The 13,625-nt window shown below is 39.7% G+C and carries 10 protein-coding genes; 1 reads left to right on the top strand and 9 read right to left on the bottom strand.

Translation table 11 applies throughout. The features are described from left to right. Window positions 1–5: 5 nt before the first annotated feature. The 4 genes from V6R21_RS12770 to V6R21_RS12755 all read right to left on the bottom strand — a co-directional run bounded on the left by V6R21_RS12770 (window position 6) and on the right by V6R21_RS12755 (window position 6,747). On the bottom strand, window positions 6–974 hold the full coding sequence (locus tag V6R21_RS12770) for an AAA family ATPase (protein ID WP_334244007.1): 969 nt from the start codon (window positions 972–974) through the stop codon (window positions 6–8). Window positions 975–1,261: 287 nt separating this feature from the next. Continuing rightward, complete coding sequence (locus V6R21_RS12765; RefSeq protein WP_334244006.1) at window positions 1,262–2,620, bottom strand: peptidylprolyl isomerase; 1,359 nt, start codon at window positions 2,618–2,620, stop codon at window positions 1,262–1,264. Then, window positions 2,604–3,482 (bottom strand): peptidylprolyl isomerase, encoded by an 879-nt coding sequence (locus V6R21_RS12760; protein WP_334244005.1) that lies wholly within the window; start codon window positions 3,480–3,482, stop codon window positions 2,604–2,606. Before V6R21_RS12760 ends, V6R21_RS12765 begins: the two co-directional genes overlap by 17 nt. A 331-nt stretch (window positions 3,483–3,813) precedes the next feature. Further along, a complete protein-coding gene (locus tag V6R21_RS12755) occupies window positions 3,814–6,747 on the bottom strand; it encodes an FAD-binding and (Fe-S)-binding domain-containing protein (protein ID WP_334244004.1) in 2,934 nt (977 codons plus the stop codon). A 489-nt stretch (window positions 6,748–7,236) separates the two neighbouring features. On the opposite strand from V6R21_RS12755, the gene V6R21_RS12750 reads away from it, so the two are divergent. Next, the gene (locus tag V6R21_RS12750) at window positions 7,237–7,815 is read left to right on the top strand and encodes a hypothetical protein (protein ID WP_334244003.1); all 579 of its coding nucleotides are present in this window, start codon (window positions 7,237–7,239) and stop codon (window positions 7,813–7,815) included. Window positions 7,816–7,920: 105 nt separating this feature from the next. Here V6R21_RS12750 and V6R21_RS12745 read toward each other — a convergent pair whose 3' ends face one another. The 5 genes from V6R21_RS12745 to V6R21_RS12725 form a co-directional block, all read right to left on the bottom strand. Then, window positions 7,921–8,736, bottom strand: a complete 816-nt coding sequence (locus V6R21_RS12745; protein WP_334244002.1) for an enoyl-ACP reductase FabI — start codon at window positions 8,734–8,736, stop codon at window positions 7,921–7,923. A gap of 158 nt (window positions 8,737–8,894) precedes the next feature. Next, on the bottom strand, window positions 8,895–9,446 hold the full coding sequence (gene ruvC, locus V6R21_RS12740; protein WP_334244001.1) for a crossover junction endodeoxyribonuclease RuvC: 552 nt from the start codon (window positions 9,444–9,446) through the stop codon (window positions 8,895–8,897). Between the two features lie 85 nt (window positions 9,447–9,531). Then, entirely contained in the window at window positions 9,532–10,398 is an 867-nt protein-coding gene (locus tag V6R21_RS12735; protein ID WP_334244000.1) for a metal ABC transporter permease, read from the bottom strand. Window positions 10,399–10,492: 94 nt separating this feature from the next. Beyond that, complete coding sequence (locus V6R21_RS12730; protein WP_334243999.1) at window positions 10,493–12,508, bottom strand: ComEA family DNA-binding protein; 2,016 nt, start codon at window positions 12,506–12,508, stop codon at window positions 10,493–10,495. After that, a complete protein-coding gene (locus V6R21_RS12725) occupies window positions 12,505–13,332 on the bottom strand; it encodes a hypothetical protein (RefSeq protein WP_334243998.1) in 828 nt (275 codons plus the stop codon). The genes V6R21_RS12730 and V6R21_RS12725 overlap by 4 nt, the downstream gene beginning before the upstream one ends. Window positions 13,333–13,625 lie beyond the last annotated feature (293 nt).

The following is a 13,625-nucleotide window of genomic DNA, read 5'->3' as shown; positions in this document are numbered from 1 at the left end:
ATAGGCTACATTAGCCTTTTCACTACTTCCTCTATTGAAATACCTTCCGCTTCAGCCTTAAAGTTCCTGACAATTCTGTGTCTTAAGATAGCTGTTGCTGTTTCCTGTACATCCTCAATATCTGGAGAATACTTGCCATTTAGCAGTGCATTACATTTTGCTGCTAACACCAAAAACTGCGATGCTCTTGGACCTGCCCCCCAATCAAGGTACTTGTTTGAGAAATCCGAAGCATGTTCAGAGTTTGGACGAGTCTTACCAACCAGCTTCACGGCATATTCTACTACATTGTCAGCAATTGGTACCTTTCTTACCAAGTTCTGGAAATAGATAATCTCCTCTTTGCCCAGTACCTTATCAGGCTTAACTCGTACATCTGTAGTTGTATTCTTGACAATGTTGACCTCATCCTGATAAGATGGATAATCAAGAGTAATGTTAAAGATAAAACGGTCAAGCTGCGCTTCAGGCAGTGGATATGTACCTTCCTGCTCAATCGGGTTTTGAGTAGCCAACACAAAAAACGGCTTAGGCAGCTCAAAGTGTTTATTGGCAATAGTCACAGAATACTCCTGCATGGCTTCAAGCAGGGCTGACTGTGTTTTTGGCGGTGTACGGTTGATTTCATCAGCCAAGACAATATTGGAGAATATAGGACCTTTCACAAAGTGAAAATGCCTATCCTTATCCATAGTTTCCGCACCAAGAATATCAGAAGGCATCAAGTCAGGTGTAAACTGGATTCTATTGAACTCCATGTCTAACACTGATGATACAGTTTGAATCAACAGGGTTTTCGCAAGCCCTGGAACTCCTTCAAGCAGGGAGTGACCTTGGCAAAAGATGGATGTCAAGACTAACTTGACTGTTTCGTCCTGACCTACAATCACCTTTCCGATCTCTTCTCTTAATCTTTTGTAGGAGGCATGCAGCGCATCAGCTGCTTCTTTGTCTGATTGAAAATGTACTGACATATGTTTATGACTGGTTCTAGTTCACCTGAACAAATTTCAAAATCGTGATAAGAAGCCTTGAAACCTTTGCAGATTAAAATTTGCAACAGGATAATAAAGGGTTCTGATCTCCAAAAAGCCGTATCAAACCATACACTATCGGTTCAATTTCACTTTAAATATTACCAAAGTACAATATTTGACACAACTGGAATTAATACTATCAAATTATAGGATTTACAGCTTTAAGACAAAAAAAATCCACCTTATTACAAGATGGATTTTTTTTCGACTAACAAACAGTAGTATCACTGCCTAAATTCCTCTAGGAAACTGCATCCTTGAAAGTCTTCATCAATTTCAATGTAGACATCTTTTCTTGCCTTTTTCACCCAGTTTTGAAGGATCTCATTTTTCTTACTGTTCAGGGTTGCCTGATAAAGTTTTTGGAAATCATCCTTCAGGTTAGCGTAATGAGGGTTTTTATAGTCTTTATAATAAATTACTCTTACAGCTTCTTTACCGTCATCAGTTCTGTAGCGCATTGGCTTCGTCATGTTGTTTACCTTCATCGTATCAACCGTAAAGAAAACAACTGGATCAAGCTCTTCAGTAGAAACATAAGAGCTACCTGTTGACTGGTTTTTGAAATAACCTGCGTTTGCACGAGTCAACTGGTCTGAAGAATACTCTTGAGCAGCCTCTGGAAAACTCAAACTATCCCCCATCACAAGATTTCTTACACTGTCCAACTTGGCAACAGCTCTATCCATATCCTGCGTGTTAGATTGCGGACGAACCAAGATGTGTCTTGCATGGAAGCGGTTACCACGTCTTTCAAGCAACTGAATCAGGTGATATCCAAAATCAGACTCAATAGGATCTGCGATCTCTCCCTCTTCGATAGTCAGTGCTGTTTCCTCAAATTCAGGTACTAACTCACCTCTACCGTGCCAACCAAGGTCTCCACCTTTTCTGCCAGACCCTGGGTCTTCAGAATATTGTTGAGCCATAAGGGCAAAGTCTTCGCCACCTTGGATTCTCTTCTTGATATCAACCAGTTTCTTTCTGACTTTTTCTTTTTCAGACTCACTAACTTCAGGCTCCATTACGATCTGCCCTACTTTTACTTCGGCAGGAAGGAATGGAATACTGTCTTCAGGGATGTTATTGAAGTACTCTTTTACCTGTGCAGGTGTAATCTTAACCTCAGCTAAGATATCACGTTGCATCTTCTGAACAGTCTGCTGCTCTTTTACCTGCTCTCTCAGGTCATTTTTAAGGTCAGCTACAGATGAACCAAGTGTTTGCTCCAGCTTCTCCTGAGAGCCTGCCTGCAATATAAAATACTGCATACGCTGATCAAGCTCAGCTTCCACTTGTGCATCATCTACCTCAACGGAGTCGATCTGTGCTTTGGCATACATTACCTTAGTCATGATCAACTGCTTCAGGATTTCACACTTAGCTTCTTGTGTGTTGGGTGGATACTGTCCATTTGCCAGCATCTGCTGATAGCCTCCTTCAATATCAGAAAGTAAAATGATGTGGTTATCAACTTTAGCCACAATCTTGTCAACCACAGCATTCTTCTGCGCCAACAATGTCACGCTGCCACAAAAAATCAGCAGCAATCCCAAAAATATCCCTTTAACGATATACCTCATAGTCTTTATTTATAGTCGCCTGGTCATAAAGTTTCTTTTCAAGCTCACTAGCAAGCTGGAGTTTTCGACGGTTAATGATAATCTCACGCACCTGCTCCTGTACAAATTGCAATGGAGAAACCTGATCTATAATCTTGTATTCTTCAATCAGGAAATAATACTGATAACTGCCATCTTCAGCAGACCAGAAATTGTTACGTTTCAATGCCTGAATCTTATCAGAAGTGCTTTTCATAAATGGCGTTCCGAACAAGAGTTCATCCAAGTCAAGCCAAACCTCATCATTCAGGTGTGCAAAATCGGCATAACTGTACGACAAAGATCTAAGCTCTTCCTTATCCTCTTCCTTCGATGAACGCATCCATTTCTGAACTTTGTCCAACTTTGGTGCTTCCTTTGGAAATTTCAGAAACAAGCCTCTTACAATATTTGATTTCAGGAGAAATTCCTTTTCATTCTCATCATAATAAGCCTGTATCTCCGTATCAGTCACGGTAGTGTCCAGATGCTCATCTACGTACTTACGCTCGTAAGCATACATCAGCAACTGAAACTTATAGTCCTGCATACGTCTCTCCATCTCCGCCTCATCCATCACAAGGTTCTTTTCAGCTTCGGAGAGAATCAGCTCTCTATTAATCCAAGAATTGATATATCTTCCAACAATATTGGCACTATCTTCCTGAGAAATGCGGGCAGGAAGAATCTCATTTACATCCGATTCATATAGGTATTTATCGTGTACTCTAGCAAGCGTTGCGCCTTTTCCACCTTCCTCAGTACCAGATGAAAAAATGTGCTGAACCTGGTCACAGCCCCAAAAAGCATAAGCACAGCTAAGCAGCAGAATATATTTTTTCATAAAGTTTATTGATCCAAATTCTAATGGTTCTAATACAAAGGTAGAAAGGCTGTGAGGTATTTTAGTATCTGTTGGCTGATTTTAATGCTATTTAGCCTTTTTTAACAGCAGAATCTAACAATGGCGAATACCCATTTCACTTACAATAATTGACAGTACTATTCAGGTTTTCAAAATATTACACTGTCTTCAAACGCTATTATTGACTAAATTCCTCTTCCTTAAATCTCCTTTGGGCTTAGGTCTATTTTGTAATAAGTAGCGATTATCTATAAAAAAAACCGGATTAGCAAATCCGGTTTTTCTGTTATAAGCGATGGTTTTAGCACCATTATTTCAATGCATCATGCAATATTTCAATTGGGTGAAGTGCTGTTTTTCCAGTACCGTCTTTTATCTGATGACGGCAACTTGTTCCTGGTGCAGCAATCATCACACTTTCTGGCTGCTTACGAACAGTAGGGAAAAGTACCAACTCTCCTATCTGCATAGAAGTCTCATAGTGCTCTTTCTCATACCCAAATGACCCTGCCATTCCACAGCACCCTGAAGGTATCATATGCACCTCAAAGTTTGTTGGCAATGACAACATCTGCTTTGTTGGTGTCAATGAAGCCATTGACTTCTGATGACAATGTCCGTGAACCTTTATGAGCTGTTGCTTTTCAGTAAACTGGTCAGCTGTAATATTTCCAGCCTTTATTTCCTTAGCGAAAAACTCATCAAAAAGCAGTGCATTTTCTCCCAGGTTACGAGCATCTGCTTTCATGTAATCAGGTACTAAGTCAATATACTCATCCCTAAAAGTCAAAATTGCGGATGGCTCAATCCCTACCAATGGCACCTCTTCAGAGATGATGTCTTTCAGCAAGTTTACATTTTGAATAGCAATCTCTTTTGCTTCTCTTACCAGACCTTTTGAAAGGTAAGTCCTGCCACTTTCGATATGCTTAGGGATAATTACCTCATAACCCAACTTCTCCAATAGAGATACCATCTTGATACCTACAGGAGTATCATTGTAGTTGGTAAATTCATCATTGAAAAGGTATACCTTTCCTTTTGTATTGACCTGTGCTGATTTCAGTTGTTTCTGGTGCTTCTTAAACCATTTATCGACAGTCGTTTTATGCAAAAGAGGAACAGACCTTTCTTTTGCAAACCCAGACACAGACTTGGCTATTGCAGCTGTAGGACCAAACTTGAAAACAAAGTTATAGGCCCAAGGTGCTAGTGAAGCTAATGTATTCAACTTACTGAAACCTGCTATCATCTTCGCTCTTAAAGGAACACCATTCGCATCATAGTAGTGCTGTAGAAACTCTGCCTTCAATTTTGCGACATCCACATTGGAAGGACATTCAGACTTACAAGCCTTACACGACAAACAAAGGTCCATCACATCATAAATCTCTTTATGATTGAAACGGTTTTGCTCATAAGGCTTTCTCAAATACTCTCGCATGATGTTAGCCCTAGCCCTAGTCGTGTGCTTCTCGTTTCGGGTAGCCATATAGCTTGGACACATGGTACCTCCTGACAGCTCCGTCTTACGACAATCTCCTGAACCGTTACAGAATTCGGCAGCCCTTACCAAACCTTGTGTAGCGCTAAAATCAAACACTGTATCAATATCTGGCGTATCGATACCTGGCATATAACGCAAGCTTGTGTTCATTGGCGGAGTATCCACAATTTTGCCTGGATTGAATACATTTTTCGGGTCCCAAGCAAACTTTACTTCTTTTAGCAACTCATAATTTTTCTCCCCGACCATAAATCGGATAAACTCTCCTCTGAGTCTACCGTCTCCGTGCTCTCCACTCAATGATCCATTATATTTCTTTACTAAATGGGCTATTTCATCAGCAATGGTATGGAACATTTGGTTACCTTCTTCTGTCTTCAAGTCAAGAATAGGACGAAGGTGCAACTCTCCTGAACCTGCATGAGCATAATGAACACAATACAGGTTGTGTTTTGTAAGTGTCTCATTGAAGTCCGCTATATAGGAAGGCAAGTCATTAACATCTACCGCTGTATCTTCAATTACTGCCACAGGCTTCATATCTCCAGGCGTATTTGACAATAGGCCTAACCCTGCCTTACGCAGGTTCCAGACTTTTTTGATATCATCACCAAATACATATGGAAAATGAAAACCAAGTCCTGCTTGCTTCATCTCTTCCACCATAGCATCAGCAGCATTTTTCACTTCTTCTTCACTATCTCTACTGATCTCCACTACCAAAATCGCGCCTGGATCTCCCTGCACAAAGAAACGGTTTTTCGCCTGTTCTATGTTAGCTTTTGTACATTCTAACACATAATGGTCCATCAATTCACTTGCTGATGGCGTATATTTCAATGCGATAAGGTTTGCTCGTAAAGACTCATCAATTGTATTGAAGTGAGCACATACCAGCCCTTTATAGGCAGGAGGAGTTGGATCACAATGAAGTTTAATTTCCGTAATAAATATCAGAGTACCTTCAGAGCCTGCAATCAACTTACAGAAGTTGAAACGCATACCATCGTTATTGAATGGTTCTGTATCTGCCAGCAAGTCCAATGCATAACCTGTATTCCTTCTTGGAATCGTCTTTTTAGGATACTCTTTCTCTATTTCCTCCCTGTTTACCTCATCAGACAGCATTTCCCTGACTTGATTGTAAACCTTCGTTTCCAGCGTATCGGGTCCTTGACATTTAGCAAGAAACTCATCAGGACTAATATCCTTGAAGACTACCTCACTTCCATCACTCAAAAAGCCTCTCACCTCCATCAGGTGATCTCTTGTGCTTCCATAGACCACAGAATTGGATCCACAAGAATTATTACCGACCATTCCCCCAATCATCGCACGGTTAGCCGTAGACGTTTCAGGGCCAAAAAACAACCCATATGGCTTTAAGTGCATATTTAGCTCATCCCGGATAACGCCAGGTTGTACACGTACCCACTGCTCTTCCTTATTCACTTCCAGTATAGAAGTAAACTTCTGTGAAACGTCTACCACAATACCACTACCCACTACTTGCCCTGCCAACGAGGTACCCGCTGTACGTGGGATCAATGAGACGCTGTGCTCATTAGCAAAGACAATAAGCTTTCTGATATCCTCCTCTGTTTCTGGTATAGCAACAGCCAAAGGCATTTCTCGGTAAGCAGACGCATCCGTGGCGTATAATGTACGGATGGTATCATTGTACAATAGCTTTCCTTTTAGGGAAGCTGAAAGTTTGTTCAGTTTATTGTGGTCCATTCTCATCAATCATTTTGGGTCCAACTCAAAATCCCATACAAATATAGCACAGCTTTAAAATTATAACCTTATCATATTGTAATAATCCTCTTCCCTAAAACTTTCTCTCCATCTCACAGACAGTTGCAAAATAAAAGTGTTTTGGCAACGCTTTTGTACTATTCCTGTTTAGCTGAATTAGCTTTTAAGGTGCAAAAATAGTTCTTATGCCATCAAATACATCACAGAAATCAAGGATTTGACCATTCTTGTTCGAAGATTGAGCATTATCTTCCAACTTTTAGTCTGATATATCCATGCATACACCTATAAACAAAGCGCTTCCGTCGTATCTTCTTAAAATGAGTTTGAAGACAGGCACAAAAAATCTTAATTTGATACAAGAAATTATACTTTAACTGCGAATCCTGCTATCAGGAAAAATATTTCAGCAAGTTTTGAGTTTTATACAAAAGACCTAGTATGTCTGAATTTAACTATCGCTATTCAATGAAAGGAAAAACCTTTTTCTATATATTATTATTTTTTGCCTTTAACCTTCTTACTTCCAATGCAAAGGCTCAGACCGTATCGAACGATATTGCTTCGATGAATGATCCTTTTATGAAGCCTGAACTTTGGGCAAAACTAAAAACTCAGCCTGACAACGATTACTTCTGGAAACTCTATTTTGGTAAAGACTTATTTGATTTACCCGAAGACCAGTACAAAATTTATGAAGGTTTGCGTCAAAAACTGATTAAGGAAGAAAACAAAAGAAGAGCTGCTGTTAAAAAGAAAATTATTGAGCGAAAAATAGCAGAAGAGGCTGAAACAAATAACAGGTTTGCCAGTGATCCTATTTATCAGGATCTAGTCAGTAACATCAGCAAGAACTTTGTAATGATTGAAATGTACTTTACGGATAAGTTTGAAGAGGCTGGAAGTGAATATGTTTCCTACTTTGACATGTATCCAAACAATGATTACAACAAGATTCAGTGGGTTGATGAGCATGAGCACAGACTCGGAGAACTTCTTCGAATGAAAGAACTCAACAACAATACTTATAAAGGAACATTGAAGTAGGAATGCTATTCATTTGGCTTTCCTAATAGTAAATAAAGATGGTCATAAAAAAACGGTTGGTGTTTTGATAACACCAACCGTTTTTTTGTTAAAGCAGTAATAAAATTACTTGCTCAATCTCTCTACCAATGCATGTGAGATGCCTGATGTTGAGAAACCACCATCATGGAAAAGGTTTTGCATTGTAACCTTCTTAGTCAGGTCAGAGAATAAAGTGATGATGTAATCAGCACACTCTCCTGCTGTTGCATTACCTAGTGGAGAAAGCATATCTGCGTAATCCAGGAATACATTGAAACCTGAGATACCTTGACCCGCTGTAGTAGGAGTTGGAGACTGAGAAATCGTGTTCACACGAACTTTCTTATTCTCACCCAAACGCTGACCAAAACTTCTTGCGATTGACTCCAATACTGCTTTAGCCTGTGACATATCACTGTAATCAGGATATGCTCTTTGAGCTGCAATATATGACAGTCCTACTACTGAACCCCACTCATTCAGGATGTCCATTTTTTCAGCAACTTGCATCATCTTGTGGAATGATAGAGCTGAAATATCAATTGACTTTTGGTAATAGTCGTAGTTCAAGTCACCATATTCTCTACCTTTTCTCACGTTCGGGCTCATGCCGATTGAGTGAAGGATAAAGTCTATATTCTCACCACCGAAGTGCTCTTGTGCCTTTTTGTACAGGTTTTCTATATCTTCCAAAGATGTTGCGTCAGCAGGAATCACAATTGTATTCAACTGATCCGCCAACTCTTGGATTTTACCCATTCTCATGGCAACTGGTGCATTAGTCAATACAATTTCAGCACCTTCTTCTACTGCTCTGACAGCAGTTTGCCAAGCAATTGAGTTCTCATCCAGAGCACCTGTGATAATTCCTCTTTTTCCTTTTAATAGATTATAAGACATGGTTAACGATGTAATTTGGTTTCAAAAAATTGCAACACCCTCATTTCCAATCCCTTCTCTCAAAGTCTTCTTCCATCAGCGTGCCACTAAAATTGAAAGCGATGTGTGCAATTAGCCCGTAATTAGACTAATAACTTGACAAATCTATAAACTCGTACTTATTTTTTTACTATTCGATCAGGATTTTGTGCCAAAAAGTTTCCCCAAGACTTGGTTTTACTTGTATTATCCCCTTTTTGATAGACATGACAAACAGCCACTCCTAGGGCATCAGTCGCATCCAGTAACTCATTGGCTGCTGTTCTAAAATTAAGGATGTTCATCAACATCTTGGCAACCTGCTCTTTAGTCGCATTTCCATTTCCTGTTACGGCAGATTTCACTTTTTTGGGTGCATATTCTGTAATAGGAATATCCCTAATAAGTGCTGCTGCCATCGCTACTCCTTGAGCTCTACCTAGTTTAAGCATCGACTGAACGTTTTTACCAAAAAAAGGCGCTTCCAAAGCTACTTCATCAGGATGGTACTCTTCCAGTATCTGCGTAATCCTCTCATGAATCTTTTTGAGCTTCAAGGCGTGGTTACTGTACTTTGACAAATGAATGACACCATACTGAATCAGTGATAGCTTACTTCCCTTTGCCAAAATCAAACCATATCCCATTACAGTGGTACCTGGGTCTATCCCAAGAATTATTCTTTCCTCCATTCGTCAAAAATCACATTATTCTTCTGCAAAGGAAAGGAATATTTTCAACACCTCTTCTTCTATTATTCAAAATGCTCAGGTGAACCTAAACAGCCAACCTTTTTTTCTTATTGAGAATCCCTTGGCTTGGACTGAAAAGGAATGCCAACATAAACTCTATTCCGATCATTGCAGACATCGCTCCCGCGATTGAACCATCCAGCCATAATGCTAAATAGTACCCCCCTATCGCTGCGATAACCCCTGCCACAACAGACAGTGCCAACATGATGGAAAGTTTCTCTGTCAGTAAGTATGCAATTGCCGCAGGACCTACCAGAAATGCCACGACCATAATAGCCCCTACAGATTCAAATGAAAACACAGTTGTCATTGAAACAGCTCCCATCAAGGCATAATGCCATAAGTTTACTGATACTCCTATACTGGTTGCATAGACAGGATCAAAGCTAGTCAACTTCAAACCTTTATAACCGAACAGTATAAAAGCAATGACCAATAGTAGATTGCCTCCTAGCATCCAAGTAGCAGCTGGCCCCATTTCTACACCATTCCACTCCCACACATCCAAGGGTACATAAGCGATCTCCCCATATAGTACGCAATCCTGATCCAAGTCTACACTTCCTGCTAAAAAAGAAATCAGGATAACACCAATGGCAAAAAGTGCGGTAAAGGAAACCCCTATGGCTGCATCTTCCTGAAGTCCTCCTCGCTTACTTAGCATCTCAATCAGCACTGTTACAATCACGCCAAAGATGGCCGCACCAACCAGCATTGGAACATTATTGATTGAACCTGAAATAAGGTATGCGATTACGATACCGGGTAAAACAGCATGAGAGATGGCATCCCCAACCATCGTCATTTTCCTTAAAAGGAGAAAACAACCTAGCAGTCCACAACTTGATGCGACCAAAACTCCTGTCAGAATTATCCAAAATGCATCCATATATTTTTAGACTTATCTAAATTTATTTTTCAATAGATCAAAATTACATAGTTTTTTTCAATAAAAATAATCGCATGGACAATGATGATACAAATCAAAATTTCAGTAAAAGCTGTAGGGTGACTTCTGACTTTTTTGTTCCTTCAATTAGGTCATTACCACTCCCTATTACTTCCTGATTACTATAGTGTGACACAGCATACCGTCCCCAAATTGACATTCGGGTTGAAGGCTTGTATTGTACTATGTAAACCTGTCTCATACCTTGCCCATAGTATGCGGGAAAGGAAAAGGCATACAATACATTTTTTTCATAAACGTACTGTCTATTATCATAGTCGTCTGTATCAAAAACTGCCCAACGTGCACTAAACCGAAGGGATTTGTATTGGTAACTCACATCCTGAAGCAAGACCATTCCGCTTGTACTTTCAGCTCCGTCTTGCAATTGCTGACTTGCCTGATACCTTACTCCTAAATTAAGTTCCTTGCTAACTCCATAATCAACATCAAATCGCCATTGTTGCTTCGTCAATTGGGACACTTCCGTATTGGCTAAAATCTCCGTATTCTTCTCTTTCACCTCACACTTATACTGACCGTACATGGCGATTGCTTTAGATGGCTTCCATTTCACTCTCAGAAAGCTGTCATACCCCACTGAAGGTCTATTGACCTGAAAACGTAACCATGGAAACTTAAACTGATCAATATATGCGGAGATTTCCCATTGTCTGTTCGGATAAACTTTTAACCCTACATACAACCCGCTTTCATTTATATTCTGAGAAGATTCGCCAAAAGTATTTCCATAAAACGTATGAAAATCCCTTGCATAGTCCCGATACAACAATGTCAAGTCAGCATATTTAGATAAGCCAGCCATTACTCCTGCCAAATACCCCAACCCTGCATTTAAATCTTTCCCCACTTCTGAGAAAATGGTCAGGTTTTGCCAAGTTATATCCAAATCAAAACCTACAAGGGCTAATCTTTTTCCCTGAAAGTAAAATTGATTGTAATAAGTAGGAGTTGGAGATAAATGGTGAGAAAACCGGGTTTGAGAATAAGTCAATCCAACTTGCAATGGGAAAAACGAAGGTTGATATCTCAAGTGTCCTCCCGTCAAGAGCTCTGTAAGCTGCTTCCTGTTTTTAACCTCAGTTTCAGTTCTATGAAAACCGTCTTCTTTGATGGTAATGTTTTCTGCTTCAGTATTGGCATCCAAATTCCTTAAAGAACCAAAACCTGTAAAATCAAAAGCTCCTTTTGTTAGGGTAAAACCACAACCCCGAAGAAAACCACTCTCCATAGACGATGAATATGGCAATATACCTATGTGGTTCCTTTTGGCTGATAGAATGGTCTCACTTCCTTTTCCTGTCGTAAAACCTCCTCCATACAAAAGTCCTTGCCCGATCTGCATCTGATAATCTCCAATAATCAAAGACTTTAGCACTCCTTTATTAAATAACCCAACGTGAGCAGATATGTAATCAGCTCCATATCTAAATGATTCACCTGCATCTTTTTCCGCTGTAATACCGAAACTAAAATCCCTTGGTCTACTCAACCGCCATTTTAAAAATAGTTTATCAGGGCTGCCTAGATACGCTGACTTCCCTTCCTTATTGTCAATAAACCCTTGCTGTTTTTGCAATGCTCTCTGCCAACGCAAGAGCAAGTAGTGATTTTCTTCCTTTCTAATTCTTTCAAGTAATGGTCGGCTATCAGTATCATTTCCAGCATCACTTATTTTGACAAATGGTAGGATTCTATCCAGTGTATGCTGACTCCACCCTTTCACTGCCTGCAACTCATAAATGCTAAGTAGCTTTCCAAACCTTGCCTTATGCGCAATCAGAGCGTCAATTTCTTCATTATTCAACACACCTAATACCTGTAAGTCTGTTTTATCCGCTTTATTCAAGTCTAACGGAGAAAGGTAATAATGCATGAGGAGCTCAAAATCAGGAGAAGTGGTTTCTGCATCTGCCAAGTACTGTTCCATAAAAGGCTCAGCTGTTTTTGTATTATACGCAGGATGCCTTGACTGCGGAAATACCCAATATGACAGACACATCAAGAAAATCAGGAGTACAATTTTCATATTGCCGCTTTCTTAGAAAGTTGCACATACATTCCCAATAGATGATTGACAGGTAAATATTGGCTTCTCTCAATGACATAATGGACACTGACCTTATTCAGCTTACAACCAATTCCAAAATGTTGAGACAAGGGATATGTTCTAACACCAGTTTGTAAGCTTATTTCAGGAATTGGTTTATAAAAAACACCCGCATGTAATGCCTTCTCACCTGCTACCTCTTTACTGATTACCAACTGTAACTCTAACTTATCGGATAAAGGTTCATAAGCAATACCTGTCTGGATATAAGTGGGGATAGAATTTTCTTCATACCTATAGGCAGTTCGAAGGATATTTTTCACCATTGCTCCAAGCCTCAATGATGAAAGTAATGGCAAAGCTACTCCAATGTCGATTGTTGCACTCCGCTCAGTTAGTAATTGCTCCCCACCTTCTTCCATCACATTCAAGCTGAGCCCCAAATACGTTTCCCCTACCTGATGACATACTGACAGTGATACAGCTTGCTCATGAAAAGCACGATCTCCGAATCTGGCAGCAAGCAATGAGACTCTGATGGGAGAAGCAACAGGCATCACCACTCCAGCAGACATGGTAGAAAAAGAAGGATGATTAAAGCGATAGGCAAAACCTGAAAGTAGGCTAGCTTCCTTGAAATTTGAAATGATGGCAGGATTTCCGGAAATGCTCTTACTATAAACTGATGCGATATCCGCATAACCAGTAGAAGCACTAGAAGCAGAAACCTGATGTAAAAAAGATTGGGGTTGAGCGAAATTAGGTATGAAAATAAGTATGCTCAAGACTAGGGTAATTCTCATAAGTTAGCTAAAAGTTTTTTTGAACTTTCAAGCTAATGGCTATCGCCAAATACTTATGTCAAATTACTGAGGAAGAGTACCCATGTAAGAATTACAGCCTCATGAAGTTAGTGATTAACGGTAAGACATACTCCCTTCAAAAATCTGATTTGCAACTAAGCAGCACTACAATTGCACTAAAAAAAGAATTTTCAGGTAAAATGAATTTTTTACAATCCAGCCTTTCATGGATTCATGAACAACCATTAAATTTAATCATAGAAAAAGCCTTAACAATTAAACCAAATAAGATA

Source organism: Limibacter armeniacum (assembly GCF_036880985.1).
GTDB classification, from domain to species: Bacteria; Bacteroidota; Bacteroidia; order Cytophagales; family Flammeovirgaceae; genus Limibacter; species Limibacter armeniacum.
The sequence above is the reverse complement of the archived record's forward strand: the minus strand, read 5'-3'. Positions and strand labels throughout refer to the sequence as shown.